Below are 24,295 nucleotides of genomic sequence, written 5' to 3' on the forward strand. Positions count from 1 at the left end.
TCTATATGTATTTTTAGAAAACTAAGCTAACATTGTAACTGGGTTTTCCATAAATGACTTAAAAGTTTGTAAGAACTGAGCTCCAGTTGCACCGTCAACAGTTCTATGGTCGCAAGCTAAAGTTACAATCATCGTGTTCCCAACAACAATCTGTCCGTTTTTCACAACTGGCTTTTCAACAATTGCACCAACAGATAAAATTGCCGAATTTGGTTGATTGATAATTGATGTAAACGTTTGAATTCCAAACATACCTAAATTAGAAATAGTAAAAGTACTTCCTTCCATTTCTGCTGGTTGAATTTTCTTTGCTTTAGATCTTCCTGCCATATCTCTAACACTAGCTCCAATTTGAGTTAAACTCATTTGGTCTGTAAATTTTAAAACTGGCACAACTAATCCGTCCTCAACTGCTACAGCAACTCCAATATTTACATGATGATTCAAAATCATTACTTCATCTTTCCATTGAGAATTTACTTGTGGATGCTTTTTTAAGGCCATCGCACTTGCTTTAACTACCATATCATTGAAAGATACCTTTGTATCAGGTAAATTATTAATAGTAGCTCTTGAAGCAATAGCATTATCCATATCTAACTCAATTGTTAAATAATAGTGAGGTGCAGTAAATTTAGATTCAGCCAAACGTTTCGCAATTACTTTACGCATTTGTGAATTCTTAATTTCTTCTTGATAAACTTCTCCAGCCGGAACAAATGGTTTAACAGCAGCAACACTAGAAGTAGCCTGTGCAACTGGTGTTTGAGTTTGAACTGCAGCAACAACAGGCGTAAAGTTTTCTACATCTGATTTTACAATTCTTCCATTTTCACCAGAACCTTTAACATTATCAAGATTTATACCTTTCTCTTGAGCAATTTTTTTTGCCAAAGGAGAAGCTAATATTCTTCCATTTGAATTAGAAGTTACTTGAGCAACATTATCCGTAGTTGTTTGAACTGCAACAGGAGCACTAGACTCTTTTTTAGTTTCCTCAGCTTTATTTGAACTTCCTGATTTATAACTTGCAACAATTCCAGAAACATCTGTACCTTCTGGCCCTAATATAGCTAAAATTGTATCTACTGGAGCTGTACCACCTTCTTCAACACCAATATATAATAATGTACCCGCATTAAAAGATTCAAATTCCATCGTAGCCTTATCAGTTTCAATTTCTGCAAGAATATCTCCTTCAGAAATTTTATCACCAACTTTTTTCAACCATGTTGCTACAGTTCCCTCTGTCATAGTATCACTTAAACGAGGCATTGTAACCACAATAACACCTTCAGGAAGTTCTGAATTTGTTTCCGATTTCTCTTCTTCTTTTTGTGTTTCAGCTGTTTCAGTTTTTACTTCTGCAACCGATTTTATAAGTCCTGAAATATCTTCTCCCTCTTCACCAATAATTGCAAGAAGTGAATCGACAACTGCAGTATCTCCTTCATTAACACCGATATGTAATAACGTTCCAGCATCAAAAGATTCGAATTCCATTGTTGCTTTATCTGTTTCTATTTCAGCTAAAATATCTCCTTCATTAATTTTATCGCCAACTTTTTTAAGCCATGAAGCGACAGTTCCTTCTGTCATTGTATCGCTCAAACGAGGCATTTTAATTACTATTGCCATTGTATTATAATTTATGAGGTATAAATGGGTAATTTTCTTGATCGTATACTACATCATACATTACACTTAAATCTGGATAAGGAGAATCTTCTGCAAATTTCTCACATTCCTTCACTAAATCTTTTACTCTTTTATCAATTGCTTGAATTTCTTCATCAGAAGCGTAACCATTTTCTTTAATAACATCCAAAACTTGAGTAATTGGATCTATTTTTTTATATTCTTCTACTTCATCTTTAGTTCTATAATGTTGAGCATCTGACATAGAGTGACCTCTATATCTATACGTCTTCATTTCTAAGAAAGTTGGTCCGTCTCCTCTACGTGCTCTTTCAATAGCTTCGTGCATAGCTTCTGCAACTTTTATAGGATTCATTCCATCTACAGGTCCACAAGGCATTTCATAGCCTAAACCTAATTTCCAAATATCAGTATGATTTGCTGTTCTTTCAACAGAAGTTCCCATGGCATAACCGTTGTTTTCTACAATAAAAACTACAGGTAACTTCCACAACATTGCCATATTGAAAGTTTCATGCAAAGAACCTTGTCGTGCTGCACCATCTCCAAAATAAGTCATTGTAACACCACCTGTTTCAAAATATTTATCTCCAAATGCTAAACCAGCTCCTAAAGGAATTTGACCACCAACAATTCCGTGACCTCCATAAAAACCATGCTCTTTAGAGAAAATATGCATTGACCCACCTAATCCTTGAGAAGTTCCAGTTGCTTTTCCTAAAAGCTCTGCCATAACTCTCCTTGGATCTACACCCATACCGATAGGTTGTACGTGATTCCTATATGCTGTGATCATTTTATCTTTAGACAAATCCATTGCGTGCAAAGCACCAGCAAGTACTGCTTCCTGACCATTATATAAATGCAGAAATCCTCTTACTTTTTGTTGAATGTAAAGTGCAGCAAGTTTATCTTCAAACTTTCTCCATAACTGCATGTCTTCATACCACTTAAGGTAAACTTCTTTTGTTATTGGCTTCATTTGGTTTATTTTGTTAAATTGAATTTTTTACAAAAGGTTTGTTCGCCTTGTAAAATTTACAAAAAGCAAAAATACTACATACGACCTTATTGAAAAAATTAATTCTCATCAATTTTATATTTTTTCACAGAATACACTAAAAAAAACACAAAATCATCATAAATACTTTTTATCAAACAATAATGGCAATAGATTTTTTAACGAATTTGACTTATACACCTCTCCAATACTTCCCATAAAAAATATTTCGATATCTAAATCTTGTTTAATTTCATACTCAGCTATAGACTGCCTGCAAGCTCCACATGGAGGAATTGGGTTTTCTAATTCTTTATCAGCAGGAGAGGCGGAAATGAACAGTTTAAGAATCTTAGCCTCTGGGTAATTTGACCCAGCATAAAAAATCGCTACTCTTTCTGCACATAAGCCAGAAGGATAAGCAGCATTCTCTTGATTCGACCCGAGAACAACTTGTCCATTGTCTAACAAAATAGCAACACCAACATTAAATTTCGAATAAGGAGCATAGGCATTTTTTCGAGCTTCAATAGCTTTCAACATTAAATCTTTATCATCGCCATTAAGCTCGTTTAATGAATCATAAACAGAAAAACTTGTTGTAATAGTAATTTGCTTCATAAATAAGGAAAAAAAATCCAAATTCAATTAAGAATTTGGATGTTAAAAATTTTATATTTTTTAATTATAGTTCATCGTATTTGTCACCAAAATTAAATGTAAGTGAAAAACGCAATGTATTTTCTAAAGGGTTTCTAACTTTCGAAGCAGAGAACAAATAAGAAACATCAATTTTGACAACATTATATTTAAAACCAGCTCCTAATGTAAAATATTTTCTAGCTCCTTTAACTTCACTTTCATGGAAGTATCCAGTTCTCAAAGAGAATGAGTCTTGGTACCAATATTCCGCACCTAAAGCATAAGTAAACTCTTGCATCTCTTCAGAAAAGCCATCTGGTGCATCTCCAAAAGATTTAAAGATTCCGCTAGCCCAGCCTGTTTTTCTATAATCTACAATGGCATTGCTATTTGCTGTATCTGCTTCAGCTTGTGTATAAGGAGTTCCGTCATCATTTAAATCCCCAACATTAATCTTTGCAGGTGGAGTTGGCACTAGCAACTTAGTAAACTCAGCTGTAACACCAATTGTATTATATTCATCCAAAATAAAATCAAAACCAGCTCCTATACGTAAATTAGATGGTAAAAAATTTGAATTCTCTTCTAATTTATCATTATCATAATTGATTTTCGGTCCTAAGTTTTGAAGATTCATACCAGCTCTCCATCTACCATTAAAATCATCAAAAGCTAATTCTTCTGATTGATAATAAGCTGCTACATCAACTGCAAATGTAGAAGCTGCAGATGCGTCATTATTATCTGTTGCAATTTTAAGATTTGAACGAATGTATCGACCACCAACTGCCATAGAAAAGCGCTCGCTTAATTTCAAAGCATACGATCCGTCGAACGCTAATTCATTAGGACTAACCGTATTTTGAAGCTCTCCAACTGCATTTGTTAATTGAATATCTCCTAAACCAAAATAGCGTAAAGATGTAGCAAAAGCACTTCTTTCATTAATTCTATTAAAATAAGTAATCTGACCTAAAGATATATCATTTGCAATGCTAGTTAAATAGGGAGTATAACTAAGCGAGAAACCTTGTTTCTCTAATGAAAACGCGTATTTTGCTGGGTTGTGTTGCTGGGAATATGCATCTGCTGCTGTTGCCACACCCATATCACCCATACCAGCAGATCTGGCATCGGCAGCAATTAGTAAAAATGGAACACCTGTTGTTATAACTCTATCTTGAGCTCCAATATATTGACTTGTTAAAGTTATCAATAGTAAAATTGCGATTTTTCTCATTCCTGAAATTAAATTAATTTAGACAAATATAATATTTTATTATAGTATTACAAGTTTCTCATACTTTTCTGCACTATCTCCATTTGTTGCAGAACGCACTGTTAACTTATAAATATAAACTCCTTTTCCTATTTTATCACCAAAATCATCTTTACCATCCCATTTGATTTCTCTACATAAAAAACCATCTGTTATTACTTGTTGATTAATAGTTTTAACCAACTTTCCTGTTATAGTAAGAATTTGAACTTGAACATCTAATGGTTCAAAAGGTCTATTATGTGAAAACCAAAATTCTGTATAACTTACAAAAGGATTCGGATAATTCAACACTCTTTCTATCACTAGATTTTCATTTCCACAAACAGCATTGAACTGAATCTCTTTTGTTATTAAATTGTTATATACATCCCACGCCTTAAAAAGAATAGTATGTATTCCCGGTGATAAATCTCTAAACTGATACCTTACTTTACCTTTTGTAAAATCGTCATTTTCAGTTTCATAATAATCATTCAATATATACGGATTCTCTTCATCTCCATCTAAAATCGCTACAATATCATGACCAATACCACTTGCTGTATTTATTCCATGTTCATCTTCCAAAAAAGCAAGCAATATAGGCGAACAATTTGTAACACCACCAGAAACGAAACCTTTATCATTCATATACAAATTCGCTACAGGTGGAGTTTCATCCATAGGAGCACTAACATTTATGCCTCCTACCAAAATAGCTCTATTATAACCCGTTTGATCCTCCAAAAAAGGAACGTTACGCTTTGCATAAAAACTTATTTTACCATTTCCAACTGGTATTCTTATATCTTGAGGCACAACAAAACTTAATTCAAAGTTACCATTATTAATTGAAGCATTACCTCTAAAAATGGTTTCACCTAATGTCTGAAAATTCATAATTATCAATCCAGAAGCATTTGTTGTTCCATCATTACCCAATGTAGAACGATTTATATCCTTATCAAAAATCTGAACCGCTAAATCACCATTATATCCAGAAATAATATTATCACTTTCATCCACCAACATTCCTTTAATTTTCATCTGACTTAACGCTTGAAATGTACCTGTAAAAGCAGCAATAGGTGTATCATTTACTTCTGTCAATATAATTTTAGGTTTTGGAATTGCTAATTTCAAAGCGGGATCACCAATATAAAAGACTACTCTTCTATTTCCTGATGTACCTGGTCTTAATTTCGCCATCCTTAATGCTTCAGCAATAGTAACATAATCACTACCTCCAAAAGCATATAAACTCTCATTTAAAAAATTATTCATTGCAAGCCCAGTACTCACGAATATCAACCTTGTTGTAGCAATCAAACTTATTGCTCCTCCTTGTGCATTCCAATATAAATATTCTCCACCTGAAAAACGGTTTGGATCATCAAAACGCGTAAAGTCGCAAGTTATTGTGATAAATAAAGGATATCTATATCTATTATATAAAGTTTGTGCATCTAATTTCTCAAACAATCTTTCTTTTGCCAACGATTCTTCATTACCATGACCTAAATAATTTACCACTAACGAACCCAACTGTAAAGCATCCAAGAACGCTTCTTTAGCTTCTGGATAACGCTCTCCACCAGCAGCCACTTCCTGTATATAAGCATCTGTATGTATCTTCTTAACATTAACAAATGGTTTTGCCGCTACTAAATCGTCTGCTAACTCATTTAATTCTACTTGCAATTCAGAATCACTTGCTGAATCAGCATCATCCGAATAAATTGTATAACTATTTCTCCATCTACCATAAGACTGTTCATCATGATATTCAATTACCTTGTTAACCATTTGCTGCGCCTGACTAGTCGAAGAAACTAACATTCTCCCAACAGCAATATCAAGACCGTCAACTCCATTCAACATAGGACCTTCATTATCATCCATTAAAACATAAAAATCATCAGACATAAAAGTGGAAGACAAAGACATATTCAAAGAATTACCAGAAATAGAAGGCAAGTCACTGTTTGGATTAAATCCATGAAAAACAGGAACAACATTATTATTGTTTGTTAGTCTATTTTTGTAATCATAAGAAGCATCTCCAAACATATTCAAATACTTCACTCTTTTAGTAGGATCGGAAGCATTCCAATAAACATACTTAACAAAATTACGTATTGCAGCTACATCTTGTTTTCCAGAACTAAATTCATTATAAATCAACTCCAAAGGCACTACCCTAACTACTAAATTCGAATAATTCCTATGAAAATTAGCCAAAACTTCTGCCTGACTCACTAAAAAATTTGGAGTTATAATTAAATAATCAATATCTTCAAAACTACCTGTGTTATTATTAAATATTGTTCCTTTTAAGTTTTGATTTTGAACTCTTGAATTAGACTCCTTTAGAGGTGAATAATAATCCCCCGTATCAACTGCAACATATTTTTTTTGTTCCCCTAGATTTACCTTAAAAGAAAATATTCCAGAGCCTGGATTATCATATTTAGCTACGTTATAAATATCGGTTACATCCCAAACTTGAGATATAGAAGTAGCATTTGAAATATCATACTGACCTACTCCTATATTTATTAGCGCATCATTATTAAAAAAAGAAAATTGCTTACCAAACCCTTGAAGGTTACATTTTGCATTCAAAATAATATAATCTAGATACCCATTAGAAGCAGGAATACCACCATTATTATAACTTAAACTTACGGTAACAGGAGAACTAACCACACTAACATTAGCCATCAAACCGTTTTCGAAACCTTCATTACCACTTCCAGCAGAAGAAAAACTAACATTCCCTAACATTTGAGTCCCTACTTTAACATTAAAAGATGTAGAACCAAAAGATTTAGATGCAAAATTAATTTTTAGCTTAACAGGCACGGAAGCATCTAAATTAGGAATTTCCATTTGAAAATCCTGATTATTTTCAATATTAAATTCTTCTCCAAACCATCGTCTACCTACTTTACCGACATTAACTAAATCCTTTTCATGAATAATTACATTATCAAACTTAGAAAAATTCAAGCTAGAGCTACCTGTAGGCACATTTGCATTTAAAATTCTTTTTCCTTGCCCTAAAGACGCAGTTACATAATAATATGACTTATCGGAAAACAAATTGTTTTTTGTCAAACTCTCAGTACTCCAAACATCAACACCTTCAGCATAAAACAATATATAATCAGCATCATTAAAAACACCATCATCTTCACCAATAAATTGTATCGCATTCTCCTCTAAATCATTCGGATAAAAATCACTATTCAACAAAGGAAGCATTCTTCCTCCGTTTCCATAAATCTTAATATTTCTAGGATCTACATTAACATCCAATCCCAAACTCTTTAAGAATGTTTTAGAAATACGATAAACACCAGATTTCTCTACATAAAACTTAAACCAATCTCCAGAAGCTAAAACAGAATTTTCGATACTTTGCACACCAAAAGAACTATTACCTCCTTTAGATGCACTTGGACTCCCAAAAGAGTAGCTATAACTAAGAGACACCACCTTTCTATAACCCGAATTATCTTTTATAATTGGCGAGAAACTAAAAAAACCAATATATTGATCTTTAGCTCGAACTGACTCTATTGTTGCTTTAATAGTGCTTGGAATCTTAGAAACATCCAAATCGAAAAGATCTTCAGAAGAAATAGACTCGTAAACAACATTAGAAACTTGTAAAGAACTTTTATCAATATAATTTGAAACAAAAGTCTCTTCATTATATGTAATAGTCTTATTCGTAGTGTTTAAAACATAAAAATCACCTTTAAAACTAGGGAATTGATAAACCGTCTCACCAGATTTAAAAGTAGACTTACCTTCCCATTCAAGAAAAATGTTTTTTTGATTTTGAGCCGCACAGTAGTAACTGAACAATAAAACTATATAGAAATTAATCTTTTTCATCCTTTATAAAACGTAATAAGTATTTTTATATTACAAATAGAAAGAAAATTTTTCTTAATTTTGGGAATTATTACAATAAAAATCATTTTTAAACGTTACCACTTAACAGTTTTAACATAAAATTAATTTATTTTTACATTTTTTTAAAAACATGTTGCATTTTAACACATTATTATTATCTTGCGTCACTAAATTTATTACCTACTAGAGTATGAAAATTAAGAAAATTATGACAATGAAGGCTTTATTGATATTATCAATAGCAATAGGTTTTGCCAGTTGTAGCAAAAGTTCTGGAACCAAAGGTGGTTCGAGAGCAACTGGATGGAAAATCAACGACAAAAACGGTGGTTTTCAACACAATTCTAAATTCTCAAAACAAGAAACTCCTCCTGGAATGGTTCCAGTTGAAGGCGGGACTTTTACAATGGGTAAAGTACAGGATGATGTAATGCATGACTGGAACAATACTCCAAGTCAACAGCACGTACAGTCATTCTTTATGGATGAAACTGAAGTAACTAACTTAATGTACACTGAGTATTTATTTTGGTTAAAAACAGTATTCCCTCCAACAGAAGAAAACTACAAAAACATTTACACAGGCGCTATTCCTGATACATTAGTTTGGAGAAATCGTTTAGGATACAATGAAACGATGACTAACAATTACCTAAGACACCCTGCTTATTCAGAATATCCAGTTGTTGGTGTTAACTGGATTCAAGCAGTTGAATTTAGTAAATGGAGAACTGATCGTGTTAATGAAAACATTCTAGAGAGAAATGGCTATTTGAAGAAAGATGCTAAAATTAGCTTAGGAACTGATGTAACAGCTGAATCTTCTTTTAGTACTGAAACGTATCTTGCTGCTCCAACTGAAACTTTTGGAGGAAACGAAGATATCGTGTACAAAAGAGAAATGAACGGTGGTAAAAAGCAAGTATCAGATACTGCTCAAAATGTATATGCACAAAGAAATTCAGGATTATTATTACCAGAATACAGACTTCCAACAGAAGCTGAATGGGAATATGCTGCAACTTCTTTAGTAGGTAACAGAGAGTTCAACATATACAAAGGACAGAAAAAATATCCATGGGGAGGTCAATACACTCGTGATGGAAAAAGACAAACAAGAGGTGACCAATTGGCTAACTTCAAACAAGGAAAAGGTGACTACGGTGGTATAGCTGGATGGAGTGATGATGGTGCTGATATTACAAATAAAGTAAAAAGTTACCCTCCAAATGATTTTGGATTATATGACATGGCAGGAAACGTTGCAGAATGGGTTGCCGATGTATACAGACCAATGGTTGATGATGAAGCAAATGATTTCAACTACTATAGAGGAAACGTTTACATGAAAAACAAAATTGGTGAAGACGGAACTGTAGAAATTGTTACAGCTGATAATATTGCTTATGACACTTTAAGTAATGGTAAAATTATGGCTAGAAACTTACCTGGACAATTAGCACAAGTCCCAGTTGACGAAAACGAAACTTATTTAAGACAAAACTTCTCTACTTCTGACAACAAGAATTACAGAGATGGTGATAAAGCTTCTACTCGTTATTTCAACTTCTCATCTTCTGATGATGAAGGAGAAGGAAAAGAAGATAAAATGAGAATGTACGAATCTCCGAAACACTCAATATCTGTTGACAGTTCTGGAATTGTTAAAAAATATGACAAATCAGACAAAAGAACTACTTTAGTTAATAATGACGTAAGAGTTTATAAAGGTGGTTCATGGAGAGACAGAGCTTATTGGCTAGATCCTGCGTCAAGAAGATATTTCCCTCAAGATATGGCTACAGATTACATTGGTTTTAGAAATGCAATGTCTAAAGTAGGTCCTAAGTCTAACAAAAAGACTCCAAGAGGAAATCCTAAATACTAAGAAATATTTATATATTTTCAAAAAAGCCCTTTCAGTTGAAAGGGCTTTTTTATTATCTTCGCTTTATGAACATGAATGACATTTACATAAAATTTCTTGAATGTACAGGTTTTACTACTGACACAAGAAAAATTACAAAAGGAGACCTTTTTTTTGCATTAAAAGGAGATAATTTTAACGCCAATACATTTACAGAACAAGCACTTGAAAAAGGAGCTAAATATGTAATTATTGACGAAAAGAAATATCACATTGATGATAGAACCATTTTAGTAGAAGATGTATTAAGCACACTACAACAACTTGCTAATTACCACAGAAAACAATTAGATATCATTATCATCTCTCTTACTGGAAGCAATGGAAAAACAACTACAAAAGAACTTATCAATGTTGTTCTATCAAAAAAATACAATACTAAAGCTACTTTTGGCAACTTAAACAACCACATAGGAGTTCCCTTAACATTACTTTCCTTTAACAAAGAGACTAAAATTGGAATAGTCGAAATGGGTGCTAATCATCAAAAAGAAATAGAATTCCTTTGCACAATTGCAGAACCCGATATTGGATACATAACCAATTTTGGAAAAGCACACTTAGAAGGATTTGGTGGAATTGAAGGCGTTATTAAAGGTAAAAGTGAACTATACAACTACTTAGAGCAAAACAAGAAGAACGTTATTGTAAACTTAGATGATGATTTACAAAATGAAAAAACAAAACATTTAAAGCGTTTTAGCTTTTCAACCAAGAAAGATTCAGATGTAAAAATTCAGTCTGCGATAGCTAATCCAATGGTTACAATTGAACTTAACAACTTAAAGATACATTCTAATTTAATTGGACTATACAATTCGAACAATATTAACGCTGCAATTACTATTGGAAAATATTTTGAGGTTGACGACTCATTAATAAAAGAAGCGATTGAAGCATACATCCCATCAAACAATCGATCGCAACTAATAACAAAAGAAAGTAATGAGATTATCTTAGATGCATACAATGCAAACCCAACTAGCATGCTTGCTGCCATTACTAATTTTCAGCAATTAGACAACAAGAAAAAGAAAATTGCTATATTAGGAGACATGTTCGAATTAGGTATAGAAAGCGAAGCAGAACACAAAAAAATCATTAACACTTTGTCAAAAATCAACATAACGTGTTTCTGTATTGGAGCAAATTTTTATAAAAGCAAAATAGATTCTAAAACCATTCTATTCTTTAAGCATTTTGATGATTTTTCTAAAGAAATATTAGCTACAAATATTAGATTAAAAGACAATCTAATATTAATTAAAGGTTCGCGAGGAATGGCTCTAGAAAGAACGTTGGAAATTATTTAAATTGAAACCACTTTTATCAGTGCTTCAATGTTTTGAAAAACGTAAGAATGTGTTTTCAATCCACTTTCTTTTAAGAAAACGTTACCATTTTTATAATAATGAACCATTGGAATAACATTAATATTATTACTCAATGTAAGATTTACATATTTTTCAATATCAATATTAGCTACTTGAATTTTTAAGGATTCTTCTGAAGAAATTTTATCAAGTAGCTTTTTCATTTTTTTACAAGGAATACACCAGCTCGCAGAAAAAAAAAGAACAACGATTTCATGCTCTTGCACTACTCTATATAATTCATCTTCGTTGTTAATTTCAATCATTTTGTGCGCTGTTATTTTAATAACACAAAGTTCGAAATTAACGATAGAATAATAGTTTCCTATTTTACACTTTTAGTTAACAATTTTCCTATTCTAAAAAGACTAAACTTCTTCATTCAATTTATTGATAATTTCCTTTTTTTTAGATTCTGATAATTTGTTGTTTCCATCAACTTTCAAAACATTTTTTAATTCTAAATTTATCAATTCATTTTGATGATTATAATTAACGCATGCTCTACAAATTACAGCATGATAATACAAAATCACTTTTTCTTTAAATGATCTATCTGAAACATCTTTACTAATTATAGCTGTTACTCTTTTACAAGAAAAGAGCAAATAGGGTAAATATTTTCTAAAATTTATCATATTAAATTTCAATACATTTTTTTAAAAGCAATTTTGCTCTATGAATGATTTGCCAATAATTAGACACTGAAACTTCAAGTTCCTGACAAATTTCTTTTGTTTCTTTTTCGGAAAAATATTTATACGATATCGCTAGGTTCCATTTTTCTGGAAGATTATTCAAACATTCTTTCAATTTCAATTCAACAAAACTACTGTTTTCACTTTTACTTGTTGACCAAATTGTATCGTCCAAATTATTAATCCAGAAATTCTCTTCATCGAACATTTTATCAGAAAAAATCTCTCCATTTTTTTCAATAGATAAATAGCTTACTTTACTAGACTTCCTAAAGTGATCTATAATTTTATTATTCAAAATAGTAATTAACCATGTTTTTGGCTTACTTCTGTTTTCAAATTTATCAAAAGATTTAAAACCAGAAATAAATGTCTCTTGCACTAAGTCTTCAGACAGTTCTTTAGAACTTGTCTTAACATAGGCCCAATTGTACAAATCGTCTCCGTAGAGAGCTACCCAGTCTTGAAAAATTAAAGCTTTATCACTCACGCTAAATTATTTTTTATAGTTTTAAACTTTAACTCATAAATAAAAACACCAAAAACAAAGAGATATTCTATAAACAACAGAATTACACTCTCTTTAAAGGATTCTTGACTATATGCAAAATAACTTAAAACTACAAAAAAAGACCAATAAAGCGGATATTTATATTGCGTAAAAACAGCTAATAGTAATAAATTAATAACATACCAAGGATGAATCGTTGTGGAAAGGAAAAAATAAATTGACAAAGCAATCAATCCATTAGAAATAACTCTAGTCATGCTTAAGTTATTTTTATATAGCGAATAAAACAAAATAACTAAAATCGATACTACAGGAATCACTTTACCTATAATACCAATTGTGTTATATCCTTTAACATAGAAACCGATCTCCCTAAAAACATAATACAGACTTGCATTAAATTCAAAATTCACAAACCATAAAGATATTGTTTCAGAATAGTTCGCTATTAAGTCTTTAGAAACAAAAGGCAAAAACAATAAAACATTAAATGAAATTATGACTAAATAGAATAGAACACTTTTTTTGAATCCTAGTTTCTGATAAAAAAAGGGCAGTAATAATAGTGGTAATAATTTAGTAGAAATAGATAATGTAATAAAAAGAGCACTGATTAGCCATTTATTTAAAAAGAAAAAATAGAAACCGAGAAGCAAGAAAAACAACATTACCCCTTCAAAATGTAAATTACCCGTCAGTTCTATAATAACTAATGGATTAAGAAAATATAAAAATATAGTTTTAGGATTTCTATTTAACAATAATAATAATTTCTTTCCAAAAAAGTAAATTCCTAGATCTGCAAACAATACTATCAATTTTAGAACAAATGCAGCGAAAAAGATAGATTTCGATGCAAAAAAAGCCGCAATCGCAAAGAAAAATTGATTAATTGGTGGATAATTAGAATAATGAGAAGCACTCAAATTCCCCATTGCATCATATAGTTCTTTAGATTGAGCAATAGGAACAGTATCAATTATATCATTTGGTAAAAATGCATAGGGACTTATCCCAGACAAAATGAGTCTTCCATCCCAAATGAATCGATAAAAATCCTGAGACCAAAACGGCAAACAAAAAAGAAGTACCAAACGGAATAAAGAACCAATTGCAAAAAGTTGATTCTCCTTAAACTCCTGAGACTTATAAATAAAACAAAAAGAAACAAAAGCTAGAGAATACAAAAAGAATAAGACATTAAAACTATCTCTTGGCACAAAATAACCTAGAACAACATAAGCAACAAAAGAGATCAGTATAAGTACTATTCCTTTATATTTTATATTTAAAAAACTCAAAATTAAGTTGACTTAAATGATTTGACAAAAACATAGCCATAGCCAATTAAAAGCATTAAATGAAATGGAAACAATCCGAAATCATTCAAAACAAAAGCACTATATATTCCAAAAGAGAAATAACAAACTAACAAACCTTCAATAATAGTATTTTTAGAAATTTTTCTAGATATATAAACATTATCCTTCCATTTGTCTTTTAGTGTTTCAATATTAAATTTAGGAGTTCTTACGAATTCACTTTTTTTACCAAGCAATCCTTCTAAAACAGCAATAGAATTTTGAAACGAAAAACCCATAGCAATAGAATAAAACGTAAAAAACATGGAAGTGTATTTTAAGAAATTTTTAATTCCACCACCGTGTAAACTTTTATAAGTATACCAATAACAAATAAAAAATATCAAAGAAGTAAGCACAAAAAAAGCCATTATATTAAATAAAATATTTAATTCAGGAAAACTATTCTTTATAAACAATGCAGGTACACTTAAAATCGCCATGGTAAATATACACAGAAACATAGAACTATTTAAGAGATGCAGAACACCATGAAATTTAGTTTTTGTTTCAATATTTTTAGCCGAGAGTACTCTTACATACATTTTTTTAAAATTCTCTGCTCCTCCTTTATTCCATCTAAATTGTTGTGAACGAGCGGCACTCAAAACCGCTGGTAATTCCGCAGGTGTTTCTACATTTTCAAGATAAACAAACTGCCATTTTTTCAATTGAGCTCTATAACTTAAGTCTAAGTCTTCCGTTAATGTATCGCTCTCCCAATTCCCAGCATCAATAATACAGGATTTTCTCCAAACACCAGCTGTTCCGTTAAAATTGATAAAATGATTTTTAGAATTTCGACCAACTTGTTCCAATGTAAAATGTGCATCTAATGCAAAAGCTTGTATTTTTGTTAAAATAGAAAAATCTCTATTTAAATGTCCCCATCTAGTTTGTACAACACCTACGTTTTCATTCTTAAAATAGGGAATTGTTTCCAGTAACCAATTGGGTTTAGGAACAAAATCGGCATCGAAAATAACTATAAATTCACCTTTAGCCTCTTTAAGTCCTTCTTTTAACGCTCCTGCTTTAAAACCTACTCTATTTTCCCTTCTTATATGTTGAATATTCAGACCTGATAAAGCATATTTATCTATTAAACGTGCCGTTTCAACAATAGAATCGTCTGTAGAATCATCCAAAACTTGAATTTCCAATTTATCTTTTGAATATTCCAAAGCTGCTACATTATCTAGAAGTCTTTCAATAACATATTTTTCATTAAAAACAGGCAATTGAATAGTCACTAAAGGGATTTCGGATTCAATATTAAAATTAAATTTTGGGCGTTTATTATTCGCATTATTCTTTTTACTCTTTAAATAATTAAGCAACAAATTGAACTGTGCTAGGCTATAAAAGAAAATCAAGATTATTGCTAAGCTGTAAAAAAATAATGCTAAGTATGCAAGTAAGGTATAAATCATTATTTTTTAAAGGTATATTTTAAAATCCATCCAATTATTTTAATCCCAGCCATTATTGTTCCTTTTAGCGTACCAGAAACTTTAGAAACACCAATTCTATTTTTATATCGAACAGGAATTTCTCTATATGACATTTTTTGTTTCAGCACTTTTAACTGCATTTCTACAGTCCAACCGTACGTTTTGTCTTCCATTTGCAAAGCTACTAATTTATCATATTTCATAGCTCTAAATGGTCCTAAATCGGAAAAGGTAGATTTGAAAAATATTTTCATTAAGAACGTTGCTAACCAATTTCCAAAAACTTGTTGTGGTGTCATTGAACCAGATTCTCTTAATTCTTTAACTCGAGCACCTATAACAAAATCGATGTTTTCATCAATAATAGGTGTTATAATTTTAGTTAATTCTTCTGGATAATCGGAATAGTCGCCATCTAAAAATACGACAATATCTATCGATTCATTTAGATTAGCAATATAATCTAATCCTTTTAAACAGGCATATCCATATCCTTTTCTTGTTTCCTTAAGTACAGTTGCACCTGCTTTTGAAGCTACTATTGACGTTTGATCTGTAGAATTATTATCAACTACAATTATTTCAGATACACAATCTGGAATTTCATTTATCACATTTGCAATTGCTTCTTCTTCATTAAAAGCCGGAATAATTACTTTTACATTTCTCATTAAAATAAGCTAGGATTATCTTCTCTAAATTCGGCCATTGAATGCCACTCTTTTATTTTTTTTCCAACAGAATATTTTTCAGCTTTTACAACGTCTCCATCTCTATAAATAATTGAAAAACCATTTTGAACATTGTTCTTATATTCTGTTTTACGAATTACTTCTTCTTTTTTATCGTAATAAATCCACCAATTCACTTTGTTTCCATTACTATAATGTCCTTCTTCCTTAGTATTACCATTTTCATAATAATAGAACCAGTACTTTGCCTTTTTTCCATTTATCACCCAACCTTCTTCTTTCATTTTACCGTTTGCAAAACGATTTTTAACATAGCTTTCTTGCGCAAAACTGAATTGCATAGTTACCACAAAAAAGAAAAGAAATAAAAACTTATTCATATTATTTTACTTTATTAGTTACTTTAAAACTTCATCTCTTTTCTATGTACGATAAAAACGTGAAAATGGTTTTATTTTTGATTGACTAAATCCATTAAGTTAACATCGTTACCTAATAAAATATCATTTGGATTGATTCTTCCATTCTCTGAAGCATTTTCTAATTTCAAAACACCTCTTGGACAAACAGCTGCACAAACACCACAACCAACACATGAAGCACGAACTATATTCTCTCCTTTTTGTGCATAGGCTCTAACATCAATACCTTGTTCGCAATAGGTAGAACAATTTCCACAAGAAATACATTGTCCACCGTTAGTCGTTATTCTAAATCTAGATTTAAAACGTTGAATTAAACCCATATAAGCAGCCAAAGGACATCCAAAACGACACCAAGTACGATTACCCAAAACAGGATAAAAACCAGTACCAATGACACCTGCAAAAATAGAACCGATTAAGAACCCATAGATTTCGTTAATTTTATAGGCATTAATACCCAAAAAAGTACTATCGCCAACATTTTCAGGACTATAAATAATATTATAAGTATTATAACCGACTACAATAGTCATTATAATGGCAAAAATCAGTACAGGATATATTGTCCAACGTTCAATTTTCCAAGCAATCAATCTTTTGTCCGATAATTGTCTGTAAGGATCACCTAAAGTTTCAGCTAAACCTCCACAACCACAAACCCAAGAACAATACCATCTTTTTCCATACAAATAAACCATTATTGGAATTACAATTATTGTTAAAGCTACGCCCCAAACAAACATAAACTTACCTAAATGTCCTGCTTCAAGATGTTGTTTTACGTTCCAATCGGTTACAAAATTATAATCTAGTGGCCATGCATTTTTTAAATCTACTCCAGGTAAATCGAATAATGGTAAAATTTCAACTAAAAGAAAAGCGAATATAATTTGAAAAAACAAAACACTTGCTGTTCTTACTATTTGATAATGATTGTGTCTATATTTTATAAACATACGAATCCCCATTACAATCATGGAAACACAATATAAAATTCCGTACAAAAACCATTGCGATGCTTTTGCTTTTGGATTGAATATTTCTTTTAAAGGATCAACTATGTTTGTCCAGTTTACAATATAATACGGAAAGAAATATAATAAAACATAGAATGATACTAAAAACCCAAAAACAAACAATGATACCCAACCTCTGTTTGTTGCAGAAGACAAATAGATTCCATGATTTTTAATTCCTGCAACAGGTTCTAAAAACAAACCAGTTAGTATGAATACTAAAGACCCTATAATCCCTAAACCAAAAGTTAAAAACAAAAATAATCCTTTATTGTCTTTTAGTGGTCCGGTAACAGATGCTTTTGCAATATCAAACTTTACATACTTGTTATCGTATATTATATATTCTTGGGCATTGGCTCTATTTATATCTCCAATTTTATTTTGAAAATCATTTCTAAAATCTTCCGGTTTTTCATAGGTTTTGGAAGGAGAAAACATCCAATTAGTTGCTCCATCTACTAATTGTAGTTTTTCTTGATTATTAGAAAAAACACTTTCTAATACTGCTCTTGTATAGTTTACTTTTCCATTTTGAACCGATTGCGACAAAATTGCCTCAATTTCTTCTTTAGACAAGCCTTTCTCTGCTTCAACTTCTGCAGTTATGGTTGCGTTATATTCTTCTAATAGACTAGTGATTTCTGAATTAAAAGAAAACGGATTATGACTATCCTTATTTAGTATTCCTTTTTCGTTTGCTACTTTGGTTAAAGTTGCAATAGTTCTTTCCGATTTTCCTGAAAATGCAGATTTAACGGCATTTTTAGATAAATTATAATTACCTATAAACAGTGTGCCAATAAACAAGAATACTGACAAAACAAATAGTATCAGTCCAATCAGTCTCAACGATTTTATTTTATTCATTTTATTTTGTTTTAGAGATTGATATATGTTTTTTAAAGGCAATAGTAATTTCTTTTTCGTGCGTTTTAAAGAATTCAGGATCGAAATTAGCTGCTTTCAAGTTTTTGATTACGTAGTCTACACTTTGTTTCTCGGTTAATATATTATCGAAAAACTCATGACGCATTCTAATTCCGAAAGTATTAATCCCTAGGAATTCGTTTGTGTCTTTATGATAGGAGATTCTTATGGCTTTTTTACCAGAAATATGTTCCCAATAAAATTGGTTTTCATATTCTCTTGGTTTTGCCCAAACCCAACCATATGTTTGATATTCTATATCTAAAAATTTCGCAGAATTGAACCAATGTCCTGGATTGTATTGCATCTTGTTTCCCGTTAATGTTTGCGCTAACACCTCTCCCATCATCCTTCCAGTATACCAAACGGCTTCAATATTTCTTCTGTTACCAATAGCTTCGTGTTGCTCAGCACAATCTCCTATCGCATAAACATCAGGAATATTTGTTTCTAAAAACCGATTGACCAATACTCCTCTTTTTGTTTCAATCCCTGAATCTTTTAGAAAATCGATATTAGGAGACACTCCAACGGTTAACCCTACTATATTACATTCAATAACTTCACCCGATTCTGTTACTACTGCTTTAGCATTTCCTTTTTCATCTGAAAGAATCTCCTTCAAATTCGTTTCCAATCTTAAATCAATATGATGTTCTAAAATATGTTTACCAATTAGCTTAGCTTCACCTTCAGGAAGTACTCCTCCCCAAAAATTTTCTTCACGAACCAAAAAAGTAACCGGAATATTTCTAGTGGCAAGCATTTCTGCTAATTCAATTCCTATTAATCCTCCACCAACAATAACTGCTTTGGAATTTTCATTAGAAAGTTTTTCTAATTCTTCTAAATCTTGTTTGTGATAAAGTCCTAAAACTCCTTTCAGATCTTGACCAGGCCAACCAAATTTATTCGATTTTGAGCCTGTAGCAATTACAAGTTTATCATAACTCAAGTTAGAATTATCATTCAACAAAAGTGTTTTGTTTTTTGTATTTACTTTTTCAACTTTCTTAAAGACTAAATCAATTCTGTTTTTTTTCCAAAAATGTGGTTCATAAGGTTGCGTATGTTCAAACTTCATATGCCCCATATAGACATACATCAAAGCAGTTCTAGAAAAAAAATATGCTGTCTCTGCTGATATAATTGTAATTTTCTTATCTGAATTTTTTCGAATATGTCTAGCTAAACTAACACCCGATATCCCGTTCCCAATTATTACTATATGTTCCATATTAAGATTTAAAGTGCAAATATATTAGTTCAAGTTATAAAAAAAAGTTTGATTTCTAACAGTAAATTAAAAAATAGCTCTTAATCCTAGGTTAAAAGACTGTCCTAATCCACTTTCGTAACCTCTAACAAACTTACTATATAACAATTCGGCATTCAATACATTTGTAAATTGATATTTAGCACCTGTTCCTAGTGCCGTATAATTTTGAGAGAATTTATTTCCTAAATCAATTAATTGTGCGTGTTGTACAAAGCCTAAAACTGTAAATTTATTTGTTGGAAAATAACTTAAAAATACACCTGGTGCAACTTCTAAACTATTGTTTGCAAATCCACCGTTTGGATTAGAAGACCCGTCATTGTTTACACTTTTTTCTCCAAAAAAGAAACGTGTTCCTAATTCTGTAAATAACTGAAATTTACTTCCTGTAAAAGTATAATCATAGAAAAAACGATTTTGCCAGATGTAACTTTTCTGAGCTAAATAGCCATTTTCATTACTTTCCTTATCGAAAACAGGAATGAAAAATGAACTTTGAACAGAGAAGTTTGGCAAAGAACCAAATGGCGCAATTTTCACTGAGGGTGCAATATGCCCTAAACCGCTTCTTGATTTTCCAACTTCATTATTAAAACTAAAAACACTTGTTGCACTTTGATCGCCAAATGAGTTTGAGCGGAATTCTAAAATTAATCCTGCATTAAATTTTTTACTATCACTAACTCCTGTATACACCTCTAAAGATGTAGTGAAGAAATTAGATCGTGGAATATTAAAATTTTCGCCATTACTATTGGTTCTTGTTTGTGTATATAAATTATTGAACCATTTAATATCCCATTTTCCTTTTTCTAATAATTTAGAAGGGGTATAATTTTGAATGTTTGATTCCTCTACTTCTTCTTGTGAAAAAGAAGCATAAGACATCAATATAAATCCTATTAAAAGCGTTTTGATATTTTTCATATTTATTATTTTATTTCTTATTATTTTTTGTTTAAACTCCAGTCGTAGCTATAGTATTTATAATTTGAAGTCTCATCTAGTTTATCTGAACGGTATTTATTTATAAATGTCAATACGTTTTTACCGAAATCAGCTTTATACCATTCGAAAATTTGAGACAAATAAATCTTTCCGTCTTTTACTTTTAAAAAACTCGCATTGTTTAATGCTTTTTTTGTTTGTTCTTCTAATTGCGATTCAATTTTTGATGGAAAATAAGCATTAGACATAATTGGAGGACAACCATTTGCTCCACAAACCAATACAAAATGAAAACGAGCATCGTTATATTTACTTCTAATTAGTTTATTTTCAATATCATTTAAAGTGTAACTTTTTCCTGCAAGATTGTATTTTATCTTATCAAAAAAACCAGAAATATCTAAAGGTGATTTTACAGGATATTTATCGACAATACCTTTAATTACTAAGATATTATATGCATTTGCTAAAAAAGCTTTATTTGTTTTTTCATCTGAACTGAACTTGAACAAACCAATTTGACTTACTAAATCATCTAAAGCAGCTCTATTTGCTTTAATTGAAGCATAATCGACAGTAGTAGATGAAACATTTTTGTTTAAAAAAGCATTTGCATCATTAAAAAAATCGTTTTGATTATCGGCTAACATAGTCAGATTTAAAAACAAAAGAACTAAAACTAAAATTCTGATTTTCATTATTTATTACAATTAAGTTTATCTATTAATCTACTTAGCAAAGATGCTATAATTTACTAAATGATGCATTTTCTATTTTTCCCAGAAACTTGTCAATTTTTCCAATTAAAAAACCTACAAAAAAAATAGAGGTTTGATTTTCATCTCACCTCTATCAGAATTAAATTAAAACAAACTAAAATTTAATATTATCGTGTTACTGTTCCTGAAGGAAGTGATGCTAAATTGCTATTCATATCGACAACATTCCCCGTTACAGCTGGATTTGCAACTGTATGCACTAATGGTTTCATTGCAAATGGCATAGATGAGTTATCTGGACTTGGTTCTACAGAGATTACAATAGTTGATCCTGATAAATTTCCAGGAAAAGTTAATCCAGTTGGAGCATTCATTAAGAAATCTTCACCAGGAAATGGTGGCGCCATCATTGTTCCAGAATATGGAGCGGCTTCATCTGAAGCATCAACTGCAGAAAATTTACCCGTACTCAAAACAACTCCGTTACTAACAACCCATCCTTCGTATTTCCATCCTGAATCTAAAGTTGGTAAGTTTAAACCTGCCATACCTGTTCCGCTAGTATTATCAATAAACCAAACACCTGCTTCTGGATTCATATTTCCATTTGTTGGGGTTGCTAATAAATATTTTCCAGTAGATGCCGAAAAATCACCCACAATTCCTGAAGAAACTGTTGCAGAATTCCCAGTAAAATCTCCTACTAAATATTTAGTATCTGAAGGTGCTGGACTCGGGTCTACAGTTGGTTCAATACTTAAAACAAATTTTGTAGCAGCAGCTAAATTTGTTGCATCAACATCGAAAGTAGTTTTAGATAATACTCCACTTCCATCTACTGTAAAAACTCCTGTTGAAACTGGAGCACCGTTTACAATAATCCATCCTTCATATTTATAATCTGGACCCAAATCTTCTAAACCTGTTAGGTTTAATTTTAAACTTGGTGAAGCAGTTACTGCATCGTCATCGTTGTTACATGAAGCCATTAGAAGACCTAATGCTAAGATTGAAAAAAAAATCTTTTTCATAGCGTTTTTCTTTAAAATTATTAATTGTTTTTCTTTTACTTAGCAAATATGCTCATTAATAATCGTTAACAGTTTTTCCTTTTTTCCTAGATAATTGTCAATTTTACCATTTTTAAGATTTTATTAATAATTTTATAGATATTTGAATAAAAAAATGAAAAAAATAGGTTTTATTATCATTATTCTTCAAAGTCTCCTATCCATTTCGCAAGAAAATAACATTCAAAAGATAGATTGGTCTGGATCTAAAAAAATGAATATTAAATTCATGACGAAGTTTATCCAATCGAAAGAAGGTGAAGCATTAGACAGTCTAAAACTAAATTATGACGTTCAGGCTTTAACGCGTTTAAATGGAATTTCTAATGTTACTTATACTGTTGAAAAAGATATTATTACTAACAATTATAATGTGCTCTTTAAAATCATTGAGAACTTTAGCATCATACCCAACTCATCGCTTTGGACTACAGACGAAACTCCTGCCGCTTATAGAGTTGGCTTATACGAATTTAACCTTCTTGGAAAAAACAACGTTATTGGTGGTTTTTATCAATATAATGGCATCAGTTCCTATGGTTTTAATTTTTCTTCTCCATTTCTTTTTAATGAAAATTTAGGAATTGAAACCAGCTATCAAAACCTAGGAAGTATTGAACCTGTTTTTTTCGAGAATACTTCAGCTAGATATGAATACATCAACAGGTCTTTTGAATTATTAGGAGTCTATCGAACTAGTTTCAAAAACACAATTAAGTTAGGTGGATCTGTATTTAATGAAAAATACGAATACAAATCGGGTGCAACAAGCGCAAATGTGCCACTTGGATTCAATATTGACAAAATCCTTATTAAACTAAACAACAACTACGACAATCTTAAATACGATTTCTACCTTATAGACGGTACAAAAAACACAACTAATCTTCAATTTGTAACACAATCCAATACGTTTCAGGATAAATTCTTAATTGGTTGGAACGATTTCTCTTATTTTAAAAGAATTGGTGGAACAGGAAATTGGGCAACACGAATTCGATTAGGTCTTTCTTCTAACAATACTTCTCCATTTTCTCCATTTTCGCTAGATAACAATGTAAATATTAGAGGTGTTGGTAACATTATTGATCGCGGAACAGGTACTTTTGTAATGAACACAGAATACAGAACTACTCTTTTTGAAAAAAATTGGTTTGTTCTTCAAGGGAATAGTTTTATTGATATTGGTTCTTGGAGAAAACCTGGAGGTGATTTTTCTGATTTTACTAAGCCTGAAAACGTAAGAGTCTACCCAGGAGTTGGATTGCGATTTATGCACAAAAGAATTTTTAATGCTATATTTAGACTCGATTATGGATTTGGTATTTCTAAAAACGGTACAAGAGGTTTGGTTTTTGGAATTGGTCAATATTTTTAAATCAATTGGTATCAACAAAGTAAAA

At 31.1% G+C, this 24,295-nt stretch carries 20 protein-coding genes; 3 read left to right on the forward strand and 17 right to left on the reverse strand.

Annotation, left to right across the window (positions count from 1 at the left end):
* Positions 1-21: 21 nt before the first annotated feature.
* From L2Z92_RS02185 to porU, 5 genes are all read right to left on the reverse strand, one after another.
* Positions 22-1,638, reverse strand: a complete 1,617-nt coding sequence (locus L2Z92_RS02185; RefSeq protein WP_236457218.1) for a pyruvate dehydrogenase complex dihydrolipoamide acetyltransferase — start codon at positions 1,636-1,638, stop codon at positions 22-24.
* 4 nt (positions 1,639-1,642) lie between these two features.
* Positions 1,643-2,641: a pyruvate dehydrogenase (acetyl-transferring) E1 component subunit alpha gene (pdhA, locus tag L2Z92_RS02190; protein WP_236457219.1), complete on the reverse strand. Its 999-nt coding sequence runs from the start codon at positions 2,639-2,641 to the stop codon at positions 1,643-1,645.
* Between the two features lie 156 nt (positions 2,642-2,797).
* Positions 2,798-3,280: a cytidine deaminase gene (locus L2Z92_RS02195; protein WP_236457220.1), complete on the reverse strand. Its 483-nt coding sequence runs from the start codon at positions 3,278-3,280 to the stop codon at positions 2,798-2,800.
* 64 nt (positions 3,281-3,344) lie between these two features.
* Entirely contained in the window at positions 3,345-4,541 is a 1,197-nt protein-coding gene (gene porV / locus L2Z92_RS02200; RefSeq protein WP_236457221.1) for a type IX secretion system outer membrane channel protein PorV, read from the reverse strand.
* A 39-nt stretch (positions 4,542-4,580) separates the two neighbouring features.
* Positions 4,581-8,468: a type IX secretion system sortase PorU gene (gene porU, locus L2Z92_RS02205; RefSeq protein ID WP_236457222.1), complete on the reverse strand. Its 3,888-nt coding sequence runs from the start codon at positions 8,466-8,468 to the stop codon at positions 4,581-4,583.
* Positions 8,469-8,679: 211 nt separating this feature from the next.
* Between porU and gldJ the strand changes: the two genes are divergently transcribed.
* Positions 8,680-10,377 carry a gliding motility lipoprotein GldJ gene (gene gldJ / locus L2Z92_RS02210; RefSeq protein WP_236457223.1) on the forward strand — a complete coding sequence of 566 codons (1,698 nt, stop codon included), beginning with the start codon at positions 8,680-8,682 and terminating at the stop codon, positions 10,375-10,377.
* A gap of 65 nt (positions 10,378-10,442) precedes the next feature.
* Positions 10,443-11,729 (forward strand): UDP-N-acetylmuramoyl-tripeptide--D-alanyl-D-alanine ligase, encoded by a 1,287-nt coding sequence (locus L2Z92_RS02215; RefSeq protein ID WP_236457224.1) that lies wholly within the window; start codon positions 10,443-10,445, stop codon positions 11,727-11,729.
* Here L2Z92_RS02215 and L2Z92_RS02220 read toward each other — a convergent pair.
* The 12 genes from L2Z92_RS02220 to L2Z92_RS02275 all read right to left on the reverse strand — a co-directional run bounded on the left by L2Z92_RS02220 (position 11,726) and on the right by L2Z92_RS02275 (position 22,853).
* Positions 11,726-12,055 carry a thioredoxin family protein gene (locus L2Z92_RS02220; protein WP_236457225.1) on the reverse strand — a complete coding sequence of 110 codons (330 nt, stop codon included), beginning with the start codon at positions 12,053-12,055 and terminating at the stop codon, positions 11,726-11,728. The genes L2Z92_RS02215 and L2Z92_RS02220 overlap by 4 nt on opposite strands.
* A gap of 102 nt (positions 12,056-12,157) precedes the next feature.
* On the reverse strand, positions 12,158-12,427 hold the full coding sequence (locus L2Z92_RS02225) for a hypothetical protein (protein ID WP_236457226.1): 270 nt from the start codon (positions 12,425-12,427) through the stop codon (positions 12,158-12,160).
* Position 12,428: 1 nt separating this feature from the next.
* The gene (locus L2Z92_RS02230; protein ID WP_236457227.1) at positions 12,429-12,977 is read right to left on the reverse strand and encodes a sigma-70 family RNA polymerase sigma factor; all 549 of its coding nucleotides are present in this window, start codon (positions 12,975-12,977) and stop codon (positions 12,429-12,431) included.
* Complete coding sequence (gene mptB, locus L2Z92_RS02235) at positions 12,974-14,299, reverse strand: polyprenol phosphomannose-dependent alpha 1,6 mannosyltransferase MptB (protein ID WP_236457228.1); 1,326 nt, start codon at positions 14,297-14,299, stop codon at positions 12,974-12,976. Before mptB ends, L2Z92_RS02230 begins: the two co-directional genes overlap by 4 nt.
* Before the next feature lie 2 nt (positions 14,300-14,301).
* Positions 14,302-15,792, reverse strand: coding sequence for a cellulose synthase family protein (locus L2Z92_RS02240; RefSeq protein ID WP_236457229.1), 1,491 nt, complete (start codon positions 15,790-15,792; stop codon positions 14,302-14,304).
* Positions 15,792-16,484, reverse strand: a complete 693-nt coding sequence (locus L2Z92_RS02245) for a glycosyltransferase family 2 protein (protein WP_236457230.1) — start codon at positions 16,482-16,484, stop codon at positions 15,792-15,794. The genes L2Z92_RS02240 and L2Z92_RS02245 overlap by 1 nt, the downstream gene beginning before the upstream one ends.
* Entirely contained in the window at positions 16,484-16,885 is a 402-nt protein-coding gene (locus L2Z92_RS02250; RefSeq protein WP_236457231.1) for a toxin-antitoxin system YwqK family antitoxin, read from the reverse strand. Before L2Z92_RS02250 ends, L2Z92_RS02245 begins: the two co-directional genes overlap by 1 nt.
* Before the next feature lie 71 nt (positions 16,886-16,956).
* Positions 16,957-18,816 carry a 4Fe-4S binding protein gene (locus L2Z92_RS02255; RefSeq protein WP_236457232.1) on the reverse strand — a complete coding sequence of 620 codons (1,860 nt, stop codon included), beginning with the start codon at positions 18,814-18,816 and terminating at the stop codon, positions 16,957-16,959.
* A 1-nt stretch (position 18,817) separates the two neighbouring features.
* Complete coding sequence (locus L2Z92_RS02260; RefSeq protein ID WP_236457233.1) at positions 18,818-20,113, reverse strand: NAD(P)/FAD-dependent oxidoreductase; 1,296 nt, start codon at positions 20,111-20,113, stop codon at positions 18,818-18,820.
* A gap of 66 nt (positions 20,114-20,179) precedes the next feature.
* Positions 20,180-21,082: a transporter family protein gene (locus L2Z92_RS02265; RefSeq protein ID WP_236457234.1), complete on the reverse strand. Its 903-nt coding sequence runs from the start codon at positions 21,080-21,082 to the stop codon at positions 20,180-20,182.
* Between the two features lie 20 nt (positions 21,083-21,102).
* Positions 21,103-21,801, reverse strand: a complete 699-nt coding sequence (locus L2Z92_RS02270) for a DUF547 domain-containing protein (RefSeq protein WP_236457235.1) — start codon at positions 21,799-21,801, stop codon at positions 21,103-21,105.
* A gap of 188 nt (positions 21,802-21,989) precedes the next feature.
* Positions 21,990-22,853 (reverse strand): anti-sigma factor, encoded by an 864-nt coding sequence (locus L2Z92_RS02275; RefSeq protein ID WP_236457236.1) that lies wholly within the window; start codon positions 22,851-22,853, stop codon positions 21,990-21,992.
* Positions 22,854-23,007: 154 nt separating this feature from the next.
* Between L2Z92_RS02275 and L2Z92_RS02280 the strand changes: the two genes are divergently transcribed.
* Complete coding sequence (locus L2Z92_RS02280; protein WP_236457237.1) at positions 23,008-24,270, forward strand: outer membrane protein assembly factor; 1,263 nt, start codon at positions 23,008-23,010, stop codon at positions 24,268-24,270.
* The last annotated feature ends 25 nt before the right edge of the window (positions 24,271-24,295 follow it).

The sequence above is a fragment of the Flavobacterium jumunjinense genome, from assembly GCF_021650975.2.
Taxonomy (GTDB): domain Bacteria; phylum Bacteroidota; class Bacteroidia; order Flavobacteriales; family Flavobacteriaceae; genus Flavobacterium; species Flavobacterium jumunjinense.